Below are 17,956 nucleotides of genomic sequence, written 5' to 3' on the forward strand. Positions count from 1 at the left end.
GGTCAATCCTCCTTATACACCGAAAAAAACAATCGCTTCAATCGCTGCAAACATTTGTACTTCTGCGTTTTAGCGTTGTCCGGGTTTGTATATCCAAACTTATCCGTAATCTCCTGCATTGACAGGTGGCGGATATAAAAGTCTTCCAGTAACGTGCGGCAGGGCTCGCCCAGTTTGGTCAGCGAGGCTTCCATCACCTCAAACTGAATGTCCCGTTGCGCATGTTCCGTCAGGTCGGTTTCAACGGCCACGGTGGGCTCGCCTTCCCCAAGATCACGTTCTGTGTCGTAGAGCGTGTAACGGCCTTTCCGGGCCAGTTGTTTCAGCCACAGCCGCCGACACACCGAATACAGGTAGGTTTTTACCTGGCAGTGCAGTTCCAGCGAGCCTTCGGCAACTTTTTCGTAGAGTACCACCATGGCCTCCTGAAAAATATCTTTGGCGTCGTCTTCAGTTCCGTTGTTGCTGACAATTAAATGCAGCGCCATCGGAAAATACCGCTGGTAGAGCTGTTCAAGTGCTCCATCTGCGCCTTCGGCCAGACCTGCCAGTAGCTCATCATCCGTGAGCCTTAACCGGTTAGTGGCTGCGCCGGGCGATCGTAACCCGCTATTTTCCTTCATTAATTACCTTCATAGATTAATACGCCGCCCTGAAAATAGTAACCCAAAAAAAAATTTAAAATTTTTCTCCATCCAATGGGTTACCTATTTCCAGATAGGGTATTAAGGTTGACATTTATCATTAACGTTTAAACGCTACAAACTCATGAAAGCTCTGGTAAAATACGCATTCTTCGCAATGGCAATGATCTCTCTGGCTACAGCTTGCCAATCGAAAAAAACTGAAGAAGGTGCAGCTACAACTGACTCTACAGCAACAATGTCTGCTGATTCTTCAACAATGGCTACAGACAGCACAATGGCAACTGATTCGGCTGCTACAATGTCAGCTGATTCAGCTAAGTAATTTAGCCCTATTGTTCACAGAAAGGCGGTCCCGACAACTCGGGATCGCCTTTCGCTTTTATACGGGTCATCTTTTCTGTTCAGACAGGATTACAGGATAAGCAGGATTTTTGTCAATTCTAAACCAAATCATCCTGTCAGTTATTGAATCACATAAATCCTGTCAGTCATTAAATCATACGAATCCTGTCAGTCATGCATACCAATTACTATTTCCTTCGTCAGCTGGCACCGGTGTTGCAGACACACCTGCACGGACTAACCTTTATGGAGTGCTTCAGTCAGGAGCGCGACGAGCTGGTGCTGGTGTTTGCACAGGCACGAGGGAAAAATAATTATTACAAGCCGTTTTATATCAAGGCGACGCTGAAACCGGACTTTTCAGGGCTGCTGTTTCCGGATGTCGTGCAGCGGGCCCGCACCAATAGCGTCGATCTGTTTGAGCACTTGTATGACAAGCCGGTTACCGGTGTCCGGTCGTTTCTGAATGAACGGTGCCTGGCCATTGAACTGGCCGACGGGCATACTTTTCTCTTCAAATTTTTCGGGAACCGCCCCAACTTTCTGGCCTTTAACGGCGATGTGGCTGAGGATGTTTTCAATCAGAAACTCCAGACCGATCATCAACTGAGGCTCAGTGCGATTGACCGGCCGATTGATCAGTCATTTGCCGCTTTTGAGCAGGCCGGTTACGATCATCGCAAGCTGTTTCCGACCTTTGGCAAAGTCGTCAATGCATACCTTGCCGCTCATTTACCCGCCCGCGAAACACCGGCCGACAAATGGGCCTTATTGCAGGAGGTGGTCGGTCTGCTTGAACAACCCCGCTATTATCTGACAAACATTGACTATCAGCCAACCTTGTCGTTGCTGCCGGTCGGGAATATTATCCGCGAGTTTGACGAGCCGATTGAGGCAACAAACCGGTTTTTTATTTCATATGCCGGCCAGAATTTCTTTGAAAAAGAAAAAGGCGAGGTGCTGCGTTTGCTCGAAAAACGGCTGAAACGGGCCAACGCCCAGATTGATGCCAACATGCAGCGGCTGATTGGCCGCGAAGAGAACATTAAAAATGAAGAGGTGGCTAACATCCTGATGGCGAACCTGCACGATATTCCTGAACCGCCCGGCCAACGGTCGCCGGATCAGGTGACTCTCTACGATTTTTACCGCGATCAACCGGTAACAATCAAGCTGAAGACCGATCAGACGCCCCAGAAAAACGCCGAGCTATTCTACCGGAAAGCTAAAAATGAGAAAAAGGAAGAGGAACACCTGCAACAGCAGATTACGAACCGTGAGCAGGAAATCGCACTGATCGGGCAGCACATAGCCGCACTCAATGAGATAACCGGGCTGAAAAACCTGCGGAAATACATTAAGCAGAACGCGCTCCTGACCGACTCGTCGGCCGACGGACCGGCTGAGCTATTTAAAGAAATAAAATACGAAGGGTTTACGATCCTGATAGGCCGGAACGCTAAAAACAACGACCTCCTGACGCAGCGCTATTCGTTTAAGGAAGACTTATGGCTCCATGCCCGCGATGTATCGGGATCGCACGTGCTGGTTAAGTACCAGGCGGGTAAAACGTTTCCGAAAACGGTCATCGAACGGGCGGCCGAACTGGCTGCCTGGTATTCAAAACGGAAAAACGATAGCCTCTGCCCGGTAATCGTAACGCCTAAAAAGTTTGTCAGGAAGCCGAAAGGGCTGGCTGAAGGACAGGTAGTGATTGATAAGGAAGAGGTTGTGCTGGTGGTGCCGAAAGCATAAAAATAGCGGCACAACATAGGTCGTGCCGCTATCCCGCTTAGGTACAATCATAAACTACCGGCCACCACCGGGAGAATCGTTATTGCCGGCTTTGGGCTTTGGCGAACTGGCTTTTGTTGGCGTAGTTCGCTTTGGGGCCGCTGTGGTCTTGCCGGATTTAGCTACTGTCTTACTCTTATTAATGTTGTCGATCAACTGCGTCGCCATCTTGTTCGACGGATCTAACTCCAGTGCCTTATTGATCGAGGCCATGGCGTTATCGAAATCTTTCTGCGTGTAATAGGAATACCCGATGAAACTATGGGCTTCTGCCAGATCTTTAGGCGTAATCTTGTTTGGTGACGACGCGGAGACTGTATCGGCAAACGCAATCAACGTTTTGTAGTGGCCCAGCGCACGGTCATTGGCCAGCGAATCAGGCATGTACCGGTTTACCCGTGCCCGCCACAGATAGGCTCCGCCGTATGTCGGATTTACTTCGGCCAGTTTAGCGAAGGCCGAATCTGCCTTGGTAATCAGCGTACTGTCTTTATTGATCGTAAAGCCGAAATACGCGCTTCGTCCCAGGTTAAAGTAATCCTGACTAGCTACTTTCTGGTTGTGAGTTTCCTTCCAGTCGTTCAGTTTCTCGTATGCACGGGCCGCATTGGCATAATCTTTTTTCTTGGTGTAGTAGAGGTTCGCTACATCACCATAGAACGTTTTTGCGGTGTCTTCTACACTAGCTTTTGTCAGGTAATCAATCGCCAGCGAGTCATAACCAGGGCCTTCAAGGTTTGCATAAGCCTGACCGATGGCGGCGTAATCGAGCGTCCGCACCAGCGAATCTTTCTTTACATCGTTGTTTTCCAGCACCTGCTTCATCAGCTCCAGTGCCTTGTCATATTGCTTATAATCCTCGGTCACGTAGGCATAGGCATACATCCGGCGTACAGGGTTGGTATTCACGATGGCATCCTTGTTTTTGATTTTGTCCAGATACGTCATCATGTTTTTGTAATCCTCTGCCAGAAAGGCCATTTTCGTATAATTCAGCAGCGTGCTGTCCGGCACATTCTGTGAGTTGTCAATGGCTTTTTTATAGTTAAAAGCCGCTGAGCGGTAATTACGGCCCAGTGTATACAGGTCGCCTAGCTCATAGTACGCTTCTGCATTCGTTGAATCAATACCGATTGCCTTAACAAAGTAATCACGGGCGTTGGTATAGTTTTTCGACGACTTAAAAATCCGGCCGATCTGGGTCAGCGCATGCGGGTTTTGCGGCTGCAGCTGTAAGGCAGCTTCATAAGCCGATACGGCATCCCCCCCCTGATTTTTAAGCCAGAACGCATCTCCTTTTACAAGGTAGTATCCGGCTTTTTTCTCTGCTTTTTCATTTTCCAGCACCAGGTTGATCAAACGCAGCGCCTCATCAGCGTATTGTTTGTTTTGGGTCAGGGTATAGGCTTCAGCTATGTGGTAGAGCCAGTCAGGATTTTTCTTTTTGGCTTTTTTCTCCACAGTGGCAAATGTTTCTTTGGCCGCATTCACGTCGCCTTTAATAAGGGCTACGCTTCCCTGACCGACCATACCCAGATAATCTTTTTTATCGGCCGCTACTTCCTTATCAAAAATAGCTTTTGCTTCTTCAATCTGTCCGTCGCGCAACGCTTCAAAGCCTTGCTCAACAGGGTCTTCACCGGCTGTTTTCGGCGCCGGCTGAGCCGCTGCTACTGCGTTTGCTGCGGGAGCCTTGGCGGCTGGTTGCGCCGCTTGTGTTGTGGGTTGCATACCGGTTGCCGGCTGTTTTACGGCGGGCATGGCCGGTTGCTTTTGATCGGTAGCGGGCTGTGTGGTAGTTGACTGCTGCTGCGGCTTTGCGTTAACATCCTGTGCCCATAACGGAGACACCGATGCTACGCTCAATAAGCCGAAAGCTAATATGGATGCACCTATCGTTTTCATACCTAATTGAGTTAGTTGGATGGATAATTCCACAAATCGATGCTACAAAGTTGGCATGGAGAACTAAGAGACTTTTTAGAATAAAATTAGAAATTCATTAGAGGGAAATTGTATTATTTTGATATTTCAAGGCGTTTCTAAGGCTTTCCTCTGTGCTGATGAAGCTGACTGATATAGTGGTGGCACGACTCTAGTCGTGCCACCACTAGCAAATAAGTTTATGCAATTTTACAGGCGGTTGCATCCATCGGAAAAACAACATAGCCATGGAAACAACACACGCACTCGATGAATTAATCTTCGCCAATCGTAATCAGGCTTACGGGGCTTTTGCGTTGCGGCGGGGCTATCGGGGAACCATTAACCGCGCTTTGCTGGTCGGCAGCGGTATTTTTTTGCTGGGCATTGGCATGCCGACAGTATACCGGCTTTTTGCGGATAAGCTACCGAAAGACGACCAAATGATTGCCGTCGATATGACGCCGATTCAGCTGCAGGAGCTTAAAGAAGAACCAATACCGATCCGTGCCGAGGAGCCGCTGCCGCAACAGGCAACCGTGCGCGATCTGCCGCCGGTTGTTTTGCCGGACGAGGAAGTCCTGGAAGAAAATCTGCCTCCTACCATCGACGAGCTAACCGAGGCCAAACCCGGCGAGCAGACTGTCGAGGGCTCTGGAGAGGTGGAAGAAATCATTGCGCCGGTTGAGTCGGCCGCACCAACCGTGCAGGAGAAAGCCGTTGAGGTGGCGCCGCCCAAAGACGATGAGCCTTTTTTGTTTGTGGAGCAGCAGCCGGAGTTCCCTGGCGGCATGGAAGCATTGGCTAAATTTCTACAGAAATCGCTGCAATACCCCGGTCAGGCCGCCCGGTCCAACATCAGTGGCCGTGTGTTTGTGAGCTTTATCGTTGGCACAGACGGCACGCTGACCGATGTGCAGGTACCACGTGGCATTGGCTTTGGTTGCGACGAAGAGGCGATCCGGGTCGTTAAATCAATGCCACGCTGGAAACCCGGCAAGCAAAGCGGCCGCGCGGTCCGGGTACGCTACAACCTGCCGATTGTCTTCACGCTGGAATAATAGTTCAGGGTTATGGTTGTTCTGAGTTACTGGTTGTTAAATAAGTGGTGGCACGACTGTGGGGGGGGCCGCTTTATGAAGCCATCACCCACAGTCGTGCCACCACTACAAAAGTCCATCAGCAACCATTAATAACCATCAGCAACAAAAGAAACGGTTATTTACAAAGCTGATCTACCCATTGGAACAGTTCGTCGAGGTCGTAATCACCGCTATGGGGCCGGTCCCAGGGTAGTTCCAGATTAACGGTATATCCTTTGTTTTGCAGGTAGGTGGCGAGAATAACGGGGATGGCCAGGCTGGTGTCTTTATCTTTCGAGCCGTGGCGAATGCGCCAGTACTTCGCCGTTTGTGTCCCCTTCGTACCGATGTAGTGCATTGGATTCAGCATTCTGACAAATTGTTCGTCAGCACGCGGAGCCTGTACGGTAGAGTGACTGGCCGAAAACGCCGTGAAATGTTGCTTATCGACCGTTGCGGTGCCAAACTCCTGATTTTCGGGTGAGCCGAGGTCCAGGGCATCGAAGGCCGGCGGCGTTTTCATGCGTTCCTGATAGCGGACAAAGGCGTCGAAGTTAAGGTCGGTAACCTTGCCTCCGGAGATGGTTAGCCACGAATGAGCCGACAGGTCTTTGCCGCTCCCGAGCGCTTTCTGCGCCGAAGCAATCACATAGGCGTTGACGTATTCCTTAAAGGAACCGTTGCCGCTGTTATCGAGTGAAAGACGCTGGCCGTCCGGGGCGGTGAGTTGCAGGCTGTTCAGGTAAGCGGGAAAAAGTGCCTTGAGCTGAGCCGACACGGTAATTTGCTCGGGCGTAAGTGCAGCACCGGCCGCATTGTTGCCCTGCATCGGGCCACCGCGTCTGTAGGTATTCACGCCGTTGAACTGCCATTCGTAGGCTGCATCGGCGTTATCCAGATTGGTGATCGGACAATAGGCCGATACCGCGAAAATATCGTCATTGGCCGGTGCTGCGCCCAGGTCTTTCAGATAGGGCTCATAGTCTTTGTTGTTGCCGGTAGCTCCCAGCAGCGACGACATGGCACCACCCGCGCTCGTACCGTTTGAGATGATCTTATTGGCGTCGCCGGGCATGGCTTCGTCGTTGTATTTCAGGTAGCGGATTGCCGCTTTCAAATCAACCAGTGCCGCCGGTGATTTGCCCGTAAACAGGCCCTGCGCATCTTTGGTCATACGACCCCGCGCACCCGCTGACGCCACCACATAACCTTTCGACAAGGCCAGCGCCATGGCTGACGGGCCACGATTTCCGCCCATACCCATGCCATTGGGTGGTGCTCCGCCGGGGCCTTGCGGTGGTGTGCCATTGCCGGGGGGACGTCCGTTCGGGGTGTTGATGGCCGTAGCGGGTTGGGCAGCCATGTAGCCGCCGATCCGGTTGGGAAAAAAAACAGGGGCGCTTCGGGCGGTATAGCCATTGATGGTTTCACCGTGGAAATAGCCTTCCGGAATATAGATGTTCAGGATCTGATAGGTAGTATCGACGGGGTTCGCTACGTAAACAATCCGTTCAAAGGCCCGTATGCTGATTTCGTTACCATTGACCGTTACGGTCTGAGGTTCGTATTTACCGGCATCAAAATCAAGGGAGTAGCGTTTGGGTTGAGCAAGGAGAGGAGTTGTTCCGGCCGACACCGCGAACAGGCCGGCGAAAAGAAAATGCATCGGTTTCATGGAGGTCTTCGCTTAAATATACGATGCAAGTAGCTCTCTTTTCTGCTGGTTTGCGGAAACTAAACAGACAGATTCGGAGAAAAAACTAACATCAAAACGTTTTGATGCTGCTTGTTCTGGTTGTTGCTGGGTTGTTCTGGTGTGCAAATAAAAAGTGGTGGCACGACTGTCAGTCGTGCCACCACTATCTGTCCCTGTTTTGTTGCTGGTGGTTCTGAATTGTTTAGTAAACAATCAGCAACCCGGCAACAATCCAGAACAATTAACAACAAAAACTACTTAAGCTCGAGCGCCAGAAACTTGCCCGTATAGCTGCCTTTGACGGTGGCCACCTTTTCCGGTGTACCCTCTGCAATGATTTTACCGCCTTTGCTGCCCCCTTCCGGACCGAGGTCGATGACGTGATCAGACACTTTAATCACATCCAGGTTATGCTCAATAACCAGCACCGTGTTTCCCTTTGCCACGAGTTTATTCAGGACATCGAGCAGATGAGAAATATCCTTAAAATGGAGGCCCGTTGTTGGTTCGTCCAGAATATACAGGGTCTGACCCGTATCCCGCTTCGACAGCTCTTCGGCCAGTTTAACCCGCTGGGCTTCACCACCCGACAGCGTCGTGGCGTGCTGCCCGAGGGTAATGTAGCCGAGACCAACGTCGTTCAGCGTCTGTACTTTGCGCAGAATTTTCGGATGCGCTTCGAAGAACTCCAGCGCCTGTTCAACCGTCATATCGAGCACATCAGCGATGGATTTACCTTTAAAGCGTACTTCCAGCGTTTCGCGGTTGAAGCGCTTGCCTTTGCAGGTCTCGCAGGCCACGTGCACGTCGGGCAGGAACTCCATTTCGATTTTTTTCATGCCCGCCCCTTCGCAGTCTTCGCAGCGCCCCCCCTTGACGTTAAACGAGAAACGGCCTGGTTTGTAGCCCCGGATTTTGGCCTCGGGCAGCTCGGAAAACAGCGTCCGGATATCGGAAAACATACCGGTGTAGGTCGCCGGATTGGAGCGCGGTGTCCGGCCAATCGGAGACTGGTCCACTTCGATCACCTTATCCAGGTGCTCCAGCCCGTCGATGCCGGCAAACGGCAGCGACTCGCGTTTTGATTTATAAAAATGCTTGTTCAGCGTAGGGAACAGCGTTTCGTGAATCAGCGACGACTTGCCGCTGCCCGATACGCCCGTAATCGAAATCATCCGGCCCAGCGGCAGTTTCAGCGTTACGTTTTTCAGGTTATGGCCCGTAGCATTACGCAGAATCAGAAACTTACCGTTGCCGGTTCGCCGCTCTTTGGGTACGTCAATAGCCCGCCGGCCGCTCAGGTAATCGGCGGTGGTGCTGCCGTTCCGGATAAACTCCTCGGGAGTCCCCCGCCCGACTACCTGTCCGCCATGACGGCCCGCTCCCGGACCAATGTCCAGGATATAGTCTGATTCGAGCATCATGTCCTTGTCGTGTTCAACGACCAGTACGGTGTTGCCCAGATCGCGGAGGTTTTTCAGCGATTCGATCAGCTTCACGTTGTCGCGCTGGTGCAGTCCGATACTTGGTTCATCCATGATGTAAAGCACCCCAACCAACTGCGTACCAATCTGCGTGGCCAGCCGGATCCGCTGGGCCTCACCGCCCGACAGCGTTTTCAGCGGCCGGTCGAGGGTAAGGTAGTCAAGGCCGATGTCGAGCAGGAAACCGATCCGTTTCCGGATTTCTTTCAGCACTTCTTTGCCAATCACATTCTGCCGGTCCGATAGCCGGTCTTCCAGATTAACCATCCAGTTCGACAGTTCCGAAATGTCCATCTGTGCCAGTGCCGAAATATTTTTATCGGCAATCCTGAAGTACAGGGCTTCTTTTTTCAGCCGGGCACCGTTACAGTCAGGACACGTCTTGACCATCATAAAGTCTTTCAGCCAGTCCAGGATTTTTTCGGAGCCATTTTCCTGCTGCCGTTTCAGGAAGTTGATGATGCCTTCGAATTTGACCGGTGCCGGCTCACGGCCGGTTGGCTTGGCCGTTGCCGGAGGCGCGGTTTCTTCTTCGGTACCATAAAACAGAATCTGAAGTACCTCATCCGGAAACTTGTTGACAGGCGTAGTCAGGTTCAGCTTATATTTTTTGAGAATGACCTCAATTTCCTTGAAAAACCACAGCTCCCGATATTCGCCCAATGGCGCAATGGCCCCGCGGCTAATACTCAGCGAGCGGTCGGGAATAATGGATTCTTCGGTAATCTCCTCAATATGACCAAGCCCCTGACAGGTCGGGCACCAGCCATAGGGCGAGTTAAAGGAGAACGAGTTCGGCGACGGCTCATCATAGCTCACCCCCGACTCAGGGTCCATCAGATTCTGGGAGAAATAAACGATGGTATTGTCGGGCGTCAGAACCTGCATGGCGCCTTTGCCCTGCTTCAACGCCATCTGCACCGACTGGCTCAGCCGGTACCGCGACTGAGAATCGTCCGGATCGTTTTTGGGGATAATCCGGTCAACGACCAGTTCGATGTCGTGAATTTTGTAGCGGTCGAGCTGCATTTTCGGGACAATATCCTGAATCTCGCCGTCGACCCGTACTTTGGTATAACCTGATTTGGCAATCTGCACAAAGAGCTCACGGTAGTGGCCTTTGCGCCCTTTGACAATCGGGGCCAGCAGAACCAGCTTTTGGCCGGTATAGTGCGTTACAATGGTATTGATAATCTGATCCTGCGACTGGCGTTCCATGCGGCGGCCGGTCACGTACGAAAACGCTTCGCCTGCCCGGGCATACAAAAGCCGCAGGAAGTCATAGATTTCGGTCGTTGTACCGACAGTCGACCGCGGATTTTTCGATGTGGTTTTCTGTTCAATCGAAATAACCGGGCTCAGGCCGTTGATTTTGTCGACATCCGGCCGTTCCATATCGCCGATAAACGAGCGGGCATAGGCCGAAAAGCTTTCCATGTACCGCCGTTGTCCTTCCGCATAAATGGTATCGAACGCCAGCGATGATTTACCGCTGCCGCTGATGCCCGTAACCACCACCAGTTTGTTGCGGGGTATGCTTACGTCTATGTTTTTGAGATTATGTTCGCGGGCGCCGAGGACCTCAATCTGCTCGTATCCCGTTAAGTCGATATCAGTTAATTCGGGCCGGTTTTCGGTTGCCTTTTGTTCGGTCACGATGTGTAGGGGTTATTCTGATTATTAACAGCAAAAGCGCCCCGGGAGTTTCACCGTGTGAAGGCAATTGCAAGGTCTGTAGTGGCATCTGGAGGAGGGTAGGCAAGTTAATCCGTCGTTTGTTATCTTTGACAGAAAAAGGAGCCGGTATGTCTATAATTGAGCAAATCGATCAAAAAGCCAGTCAGTTGCCCGCTGACCTACAGGCAGAGGTATTGACCTTTATTGAGTTTCTGGAAGCAAAGCAAGCAAAAAAGACGTTTGTTTCTCCTGCTTCTGTTCCGCATTTACCCAACAAGCGAGGCGCTGGAAAAGGATTGATTACCTATATCGCGGATGATTTTGATGCTCCGCTTGACGACTTTAAGGAGTACATGTAGAACGGAGCGCTACTCCGCTCTACAGCAAATTAACGTCAATGCGTCGGCTTGTCCGGCACGGGTGCCGAAGCATGCAGGCCATCAAGAATCCGGTTCATGGATGTGTCGAGCAACGAAAGGATGCGCTCGCGGTCTTCCGACTGGAAAATAAGCCCGACGTGGTGTTCCTTATTCATCCGCCACCAGATTTCCGGATCGGCAAACTGATGCATATCCGGCCACTGCTGGTTCGAGAGCGAAATAATCAGACCGGCATAATGACGCTCCTGGACCGGAATCTGATAATGCTCGTTCCGCGCCACGGCGGTCTCCAGCTTTGCCCACTCGCTCCACAGATTAATCCCCGACGAGGCTTCCACCATCTCCGCAATGTGTGCCCCGCCCACGCGCGATGCCGTTTCCAGAAAATAAAGCTCGCCGTCGTGGTCGCAGCGGATGTATTCGGAGTGCGAAGCGCTGTACTGTAATCCGAACGCCGTCAGCACCTGGTTGTTCATGATGTGCAGGGACTGGGTGAGCGGTGAGTCATACGGCATTACGCAGCTGCGGAAAACGCCGCCGCCATGGGCCACTTCCATCGGCGTGGCCAGATAACCACTTACCCGCGTAAAGACCGACTGCCCGTCCATCGACAAGGCATCAACGTGAAATACCTGCCCCGGTTTAAACTGCTCAATCAGGAAGTTATGCCGTTCGTCGCCCAGGGAGTGGATGTGGGCCCATGCTTCGTCCAGCGTATGCACCTTTTTGATGCCGGTTGTAGAGGCTTCTGAGCGCGGTTTAATGAGCCAGGGCGCTTCGGTGGTCCGCAGGTACTCAGTAATGGTTTCGTCATGAAACAGACTGCTGAAAACCGGCACGCGGATACCGGCAGCAGCGGCCCTGATGCGCATGGCCAGTTTGTCCCGGAAATAACGGGCCGTTGTCTGCCCCATGCCATCGATCCGGAATGTTTCCCGGATCAGCGCCCCTTTCTCTACATCAAAATCGTCGAGGGCCACCACGCGGTCAATCTTACGGGACCGCATCGCATGCGATAAGCCAACGAGCATCTTATCGAGATTATCACTGCTGTTCGATTCGGAAGGCAGAAAAAACATCTCATCAATGGCATCGGTCGGCCATGGACTGTCCTTGAGTTTTTCGACCGTCAGCAGGTAGACCGTATTACCAAGTGCTTTGCAGGTTTTCAGGAAATCTTGTCCCTTAAAATACGTGGCGATGCACAGAAACGACAATTTGCTCATGAAGTTTGGGGCGTTAAGGAAAGCGTAAGATACAATGCGTTATGTGAATTAATCAAGCATGTAACTAACGAATCCGGAAAATAGCGGAAAAGCGTACCGTCTATACAATTTGCCCCGGTTTCTGAGAACAAAAAGGTAATAGGCTCAAGATTGTATATTTTCCGGATAAAAATGCTTCTCTACGCCTGAAAAGAGTGAACAGATGTGCAAAAAAACATTATAAATAAAATAATTGAGACCGTTTTGAGTTAACTTAGGTAACGGTCTTTTTTTGTATTTTTATAACGTAATACCCTGATTATCGCGAAAATATCTCCTCTTTTCTATGCAACGTTTACTTCTGTTCTGTAGCTGGCTGCTGTTGCCTGCCCTTGGGATGGCACAGCGCACGCGTCTGCCGGAAGTCGACTTTGACCGGCGGAATGATGCCGGTTACATGGATAGTCTTCGCCTACTCGGACATCAGCATCTCACCTTTACGAAAAAATTACCCCGAACGCTCAAAAACGATACACTTCATCTGGAAGGCCTCCGGTTTCTGGCTATTGTATTCAAACAATTGCGGGGCAATGTACAGGACAGCAGCTATTACTATGCTGGTCTGCTGGTAAACGAAGCACGACAGCGGCGCAATAATCTGTATATGGTAAGAGGGCTGATGCTGGAGGAGTTTTATGTACGTTCGGTCAGAAAAGACTACGCAAACGCCCTGATCCTGAATCAGAAAGCGGCAGACCTCTGTGTGAGCTTACGGCCCGAAACCTCCCCTTTGTGGCAGGTCCGGATGAACATGGGCGACATCTATCTGCTCCTGAAAGACTACCGGCAGGCCATCAAAAGCTACGAAGAATCGCTGGCGCTGCTCCCGTTGAATAAGATTCTGTCGCGCCGGAATCAGCGGCTGCTGATGGGACAGGCCGAAGGACAGATCGGCGAGGCCATGGTGGCGCTGAAACGCTACGAAGAAGCCATTCATAAATTTGAACACGTGCGGGAAATTGCCCGGGAGGTGAACTCCCAGCTTAATCTCGTCTATGCCAACGAACGGCTGGGTGATTTTATGCTCAACCGCCAGATTGCAGGAGAAGCCATTCCGTATTACAAAGAGGCGCTTCAGACCTGGATAAAGCTGAACGATCTGGCAGGTCAGACCTCCGTCTGGGCCAGATTGTCAGAGTGTTATTCTATGACGGGAGAAACGAAGCTGGCCATTGACTACGGCGAGAAGGCGCTACAGGCAGCTCAGAAACTGCGGAATGACCCCCTGCGCCAGATGGCCAGTATTGCCTTGTATAAATCATACCGGGCGGCGGGGCTGGTTGATAAGGCCCTGTACATGTATGAGTCGTTTGTTGCGATCCGCGACAGTCTGAACGACCGCAAGCGGGTTGACGAGCTGTTGGCCCTTCAGCGCAAATACGACGTTGAAAAGGTACAGGCCGAAGCCGAAAAACGGCAGCTGATTCACCGGCAGCAATTGCTGGAAATGCGCCAGCGGGCCGATGTTGAGAAGGTCCGGACCGAAGCCGAGCGCCGTCAGCTGGCCGCGCAGGCTCGTGAAGCGCAGCTCCAGCGGAAGATTGAAACAGAAAAACTACGCTCCGGGGCCTTACGGAAACAGGTGGAGCAGCAATCGCGGATTGAGTCGCTGAGCATGGATATTCAGCGGCAAACACTGATGCGTACCTTCCTGATCGCGGGGCTGGTGATGCTGCTGGGCTTCGTGGCTACGCTCTACCGCAACAACCTGCTAGTGAGGCGGCAGCGGCAGCAGATTCATGCCCTGAATGTGGGGCTGGAAGATAAAGTCCGTGACCGGACCATCGAACTGGAACTGGCCAACGAGCAGCTGCGGGCTAAGAACCGTGAAATCGAAGACGCCTTATTACGCGGGCAGACGCTCGAACGCAAGCGGGTAGCCGCCGATCTGCACGACAACCTTGGCGGTACTTTATCGGCGATCAAACTCAGTTTGTCGGCTCTGAACCCGGGAAAATTGTCGGAGCGGGAGCAGCTGGTATACCAGAATCTGGTGACGATGACCCGCGAGGCCTATGCCGAAGTCCGCAACCTGTCGCACAATCTCCAGCCCGACGAACTGGAGCAGGAAGGCCTCGGCCGGGCACTTTGCCGGCTGATTCAGAAACTGAATAATACCCAGCTCACCCAGTTTACGCTGGCTGCCGGTGAGTTACCACGCCTGAACAAAACGACGGAATTCCATCTTTACTCGATCTGCCTCGAACTGGCGAACAACATCCTGAAGCACTCCCGTGCGACCGAAGCCCACATTCAGTTCAAGCGGGTAAACAACGACCTGAATATGATTGTGCGGGACAACGGTCGCGGCATGGAATCGGTCGTACACCAGCACGACAACCACATGCAGATGGTTGGCATGGGGCTGCGGAATATCCAGGCCCGTACTGAGGCTATGAAGGGCCGGCTGGAAGTATATTCTGAAGTCGGTGAGGGGACAACCTTCTTCTTTGTCTTACCCCTGACAAAAGATACTGTGCACGTATAAGCCCGAAGATTGGCAAAGTTTTGTAAACTTTGTAGCTTATTCACGTAAGTCTTCATCTGATGAAATTCAAAAAGCACGTATTTATCTGTACAAACCAGAAAGATGCTCCTAAAAAAAGCTGCGGTACTGAGCGGGGGCTCGAATTGGTAGAAACGTTCAAACAGGAATTAACCAAACACGGTTTGCAAAAAGACATTCGGGCACAGCGGGCGGGCTGCCTGGACGCCTGTGCGTTCGGTCCGTCGCTGGTGGTTTATCCGGAAGGCACCTACTACGGGAACGTTCAGCCGTCGGATGTTGCTGAGATCGTGGAAAGCCACCTGATCAATGATCAGCCTGTCGAACGACTGAAACTTAATTTTTAACTGCTCAAGCCTGCATCCGGTCTTCGCGGCCGGATGCAGGCTCTTCTTACAGCTATGTACAAACACCTTTTTTTTGACCTCGATCACACGTTGTGGGATTTTGACCGCAACTCGGCTGAATCGCTCACGGAGATTTACCACACTTATCAGCTGGTCAATATCGGCATTACATCGTCGGAGTTGTTCAGCGATCATTTTATCCGGATCAACAAGCAGTTATGGTCAGATTTCGACAACAACCGCATCAGCCATGCCTACATCCGGCAGCATCGGTTTCCGCTGGTGTTTGCGTCATTAGGGGTGAATGATACGTCGTGCTGTGTGGAACTGAACGATGCGTATTTACAGCTGTTGCCGCGCAAAACGCACCTGACCGAATCGGCCCGCGAAATTCTGGACCACTTACAGGGGCGCTACGAACTGCATATTATCACCAACGGTTTCGACGAAATTCAGGCTACGAAGCTGGCGAGCTCCGACATCACCCATTATTTTACCCACATAGTCACCAACGAGAAAGCATCCGCCAAAAAACCGGATCCGCGTATTTTCCAGTATGCACTGGCTGTCAGCGGGGCCGCAGTTGCCGACAGTATCATGATCGGCGACAACTATGAGGCCGATATTCTGGGCGCTAAAACCCTTGGGCTGGATACCGTTTTTTATAACCCCAAAGGTGACCGTGTTGAGGAAAAACCAACCTACGACATCAAGCACTGGAAAGAACTCATGGCCATTCTCTAAACACTGCTTGGCTGTTCCGGACCTAATCCCGTTATGAAAATCAGATCGTTTCTCCTTTTTCTCTTCACGCTTCCCGTATCTATTCCGGGCGTTGCCCAGTATAAAATTACCGTCGATGTGTGCGTGTATGGCGGCACCTCGGCGGGCGTAATCGCCGCATATACCGCTAAAAAAGCGGGTAAGTCGGTGGTTCTTATTGAGCCTGGCCGGCATCTGGGCGGGCTGACCTCCGGGGGGCTTGGTGCTACCGACATCGGCAACAAATTTGCCATTACCGGCCTGTCCCGTGATTTTTACCGGCGCATCGGCAAGCATTATGGCCACTTTGAACAGTGGACCTTTGAGCCGCACGTCGCCGAAAATACCTTCAATCAATATGTTTCGGAGGCCAGGCTCCTGGTCTGGAAAAACTATCGCCTGAAACGGGTCGGGAAAAAGGGAGCTACGCTCACCGAAGTGGAGGTCGAAAATGCTGAGTTTCCCGATCAGCCGACCAACCGGACGGTGCGGGCCAAACAGTTTATTGACTGTTCCTACGAAGGTGACCTGATGGCCAAGGCCGGGGTATCTTACACTATCGGGCGGGAGGCAAACAGCCAGTATAATGAAACCTATAACGGAGTGCAGTATATGGACAAGCACCAGTTTCCGGATGGTATCGACCCCTACCGCATTGCCGGGAAACCGGAGAGCGGGCTGCTGTGGGGCATCAGTACGGCAACGCTCAGCCCGAACGGGGCCGGTGACCGGAATGTGCAGGCGTATAATTACCGCCTCTGCCTGACCAATGTACCCGCCAATCGTACACCGCTCAGCCGCCCGGACCGGTATGACTCAACCCGCTACGAATTACTGCTACGGCAGATTGCAGCAAAGGAGCCGAAGGAGCTGACCTGGAACCTGATGCACTTTGTGCCGATGCCCAACCACAAAACCGACATCAATAACTGCGGTGGCTTTTCGACGGACATGATCGGGGCAAATAATGCCTATCCGGATGCGGATTATAACCAGCGAAAACAGATTATTCAGGAACACGAGGACTACACCAAAGGACTTCTATACTTCATCGCTCACGACCCGCGCATGCCGAAGCATCTGCGCGAGGAGATGCAGCAGTGGGGGTACCCGAAAGACGAATACACCGACAATAACCACTTCTCGCACCAGCTATACATCCGCGAAGCCCGGCGGATGGTGGGCGACTATGTGATGACGCAGGCCAACTGCGAGGGCAAACAGACCGTAACCGATGGTGTCGGGATGGCAGCTTATACCATGGATTCTCACAACTGCCAGCGGCTGGTTGTTGACGGACCCAATGGCCGGAAAATGGTGAAAAATGAAGGCGATGTGCAGGTGGGCGGCTTTCCGCCGTATCCGGTCAGCTACCGGTCGCTGATTCCGAAGCGGGGCGAGGCAACGAACCTGCTGGTGCCGGTTTGTCTGTCGGCCAGCCACATTGCTTACGGGTCGATCCGGATGGAACCGGTGTTTATGGTGCTGGCGCAGTCGGCGGCCATGGCGGCGGTGATGGCCATTAATACCGGCAAGGCAATTCAGGACATCGACGTACCGAAACTACAGACCCGGCTGCGGGCTGATCCGCTGGTAAACGGCAGCCGTCCGGAGTTGCTGGTCGACAACGACGATTCGAGCCGGGTCGTGCTGCGGGGCGATTGGATGCGGGAGACTAAAGGCGGGAAGTACGGCTTTTCGATGCTGACCGGCGATCCGGCGAAACCGGCTTCGGCGTTTTTTCAGGCAGCAGGCCTGACGGGCCTTTACGATGTGTATATCTACAACCCGAACCGTCTGGGCGGTGGCGGAAATCCTGATACGCCAACCCTGCAAACCGACAAGTCGGGTCAGGTAACGGTGCGGGTGCACAACGGGCGGGTCGTTCGGGAACTGTCCGTTAATCAGCAGCTTAACTCCGGTGACTGGATCCGGTTAGACCGCTTCCGGTTCGAGAAAGGCAAACCACCCTATGTCGAAGTCGTCTGTAACGGCAACACGGGCTTTGTGGTTGCCGACGCTGTGCTATTTTTGCCGGTAAACTAACGCGT

Annotated in this window: 13 protein-coding genes; 8 read left to right on the forward strand and 5 right to left on the reverse strand. The window is 52.2% G+C overall.

Going from position 1 to position 17,956, the window contains the following annotated elements; all coding sequences use genetic code 11:
- Positions 1-2 precede the first annotated feature (2 nt).
- A complete protein-coding gene (locus BLX24_RS05830) occupies positions 3-623 on the reverse strand; it encodes an RNA polymerase sigma factor (RefSeq protein WP_071502137.1) in 621 nt (206 codons plus the stop codon).
- Positions 624-768: 145 nt separating this feature from the next.
- Here BLX24_RS05830 and BLX24_RS32605 point away from each other — a divergent pair, with 145 nt between their 5' ends.
- Positions 769-969 (forward strand): hypothetical protein, encoded by a 201-nt coding sequence (locus tag BLX24_RS32605; protein ID WP_071502138.1) that lies wholly within the window; start codon positions 769-771, stop codon positions 967-969.
- A gap of 194 nt (positions 970-1,163) precedes the next feature.
- Complete coding sequence (locus BLX24_RS05840) at positions 1,164-2,744, forward strand: NFACT RNA binding domain-containing protein (protein ID WP_071502139.1); 1,581 nt, start codon at positions 1,164-1,166, stop codon at positions 2,742-2,744.
- A 54-nt stretch (positions 2,745-2,798) separates the two neighbouring features.
- Here the strand turns inward: BLX24_RS05840 and BLX24_RS05845 are convergent, their stop codons facing one another.
- Positions 2,799-4,688, reverse strand: coding sequence for a tetratricopeptide repeat protein (locus BLX24_RS05845; protein ID WP_071502140.1), 1,890 nt, complete (start codon positions 4,686-4,688; stop codon positions 2,799-2,801).
- 266 nt (positions 4,689-4,954) lie between these two features.
- Between BLX24_RS05845 and BLX24_RS05850 the strand changes: the two genes are divergently transcribed.
- Positions 4,955-5,767, forward strand: a complete 813-nt coding sequence (locus BLX24_RS05850) for an energy transducer TonB (RefSeq protein WP_071502141.1) — start codon at positions 4,955-4,957, stop codon at positions 5,765-5,767.
- Positions 5,768-5,924: 157 nt separating this feature from the next.
- Here BLX24_RS05850 and BLX24_RS05855 read toward each other — a convergent pair whose 3' ends face one another.
- Positions 5,925-7,454 (reverse strand): subtype B tannase, encoded by a 1,530-nt coding sequence (locus tag BLX24_RS05855; protein WP_218160681.1) that lies wholly within the window; start codon positions 7,452-7,454, stop codon positions 5,925-5,927.
- 284 nt (positions 7,455-7,738) lie between these two features.
- The gene (uvrA, locus tag BLX24_RS05860) at positions 7,739-10,627 is read right to left on the reverse strand and encodes an excinuclease ABC subunit UvrA (RefSeq protein ID WP_374754994.1); all 2,889 of its coding nucleotides are present in this window, start codon (positions 10,625-10,627) and stop codon (positions 7,739-7,741) included.
- 146 nt (positions 10,628-10,773) lie between these two features.
- On the opposite strand from uvrA, the gene vapB reads away from it, so the two are divergent.
- Complete coding sequence (vapB, locus tag BLX24_RS05865) at positions 10,774-11,004, forward strand: type II toxin-antitoxin system VapB family antitoxin (protein WP_071502144.1); 231 nt, start codon at positions 10,774-10,776, stop codon at positions 11,002-11,004.
- A 35-nt stretch (positions 11,005-11,039) separates the two neighbouring features.
- Here the strand turns inward: vapB and BLX24_RS05870 are convergent, their stop codons facing one another.
- Positions 11,040-12,251, reverse strand: coding sequence for an ATP-grasp domain-containing protein (locus BLX24_RS05870; RefSeq protein ID WP_071502145.1), 1,212 nt, complete (start codon positions 12,249-12,251; stop codon positions 11,040-11,042).
- Between the two features lie 325 nt (positions 12,252-12,576).
- Between BLX24_RS05870 and BLX24_RS05875 the strand changes: the two genes are divergently transcribed.
- Genes BLX24_RS05875 through BLX24_RS05890 form a run of 4 tightly spaced genes read left to right on the forward strand, consistent with a single transcriptional unit; the run spans position 12,577 to position 17,951 of the window.
- A complete protein-coding gene (locus BLX24_RS05875) occupies positions 12,577-14,778 on the forward strand; it encodes a tetratricopeptide repeat-containing sensor histidine kinase (RefSeq protein WP_071502146.1) in 2,202 nt (733 codons plus the stop codon).
- Positions 14,779-14,837: 59 nt separating this feature from the next.
- Positions 14,838-15,143 (forward strand): (2Fe-2S) ferredoxin domain-containing protein, encoded by a 306-nt coding sequence (locus BLX24_RS05880; protein WP_071502147.1) that lies wholly within the window; start codon positions 14,838-14,840, stop codon positions 15,141-15,143.
- Positions 15,144-15,197: 54 nt separating this feature from the next.
- Positions 15,198-15,887 carry a YjjG family noncanonical pyrimidine nucleotidase gene (locus tag BLX24_RS05885; RefSeq protein ID WP_071502333.1) on the forward strand — a complete coding sequence of 230 codons (690 nt, stop codon included), beginning with the start codon at positions 15,198-15,200 and terminating at the stop codon, positions 15,885-15,887.
- A 33-nt stretch (positions 15,888-15,920) separates the two neighbouring features.
- Positions 15,921-17,951 carry an FAD-dependent oxidoreductase gene (locus BLX24_RS05890; RefSeq protein ID WP_083421818.1) on the forward strand — a complete coding sequence of 677 codons (2,031 nt, stop codon included), beginning with the start codon at positions 15,921-15,923 and terminating at the stop codon, positions 17,949-17,951.
- Positions 17,952-17,956 lie beyond the last annotated feature (5 nt).

Source organism: Arsenicibacter rosenii, assembly GCF_001870735.1.
Classification (GTDB): Bacteria; Bacteroidota; Bacteroidia; order Cytophagales; family Spirosomataceae; genus Arsenicibacter; species Arsenicibacter rosenii.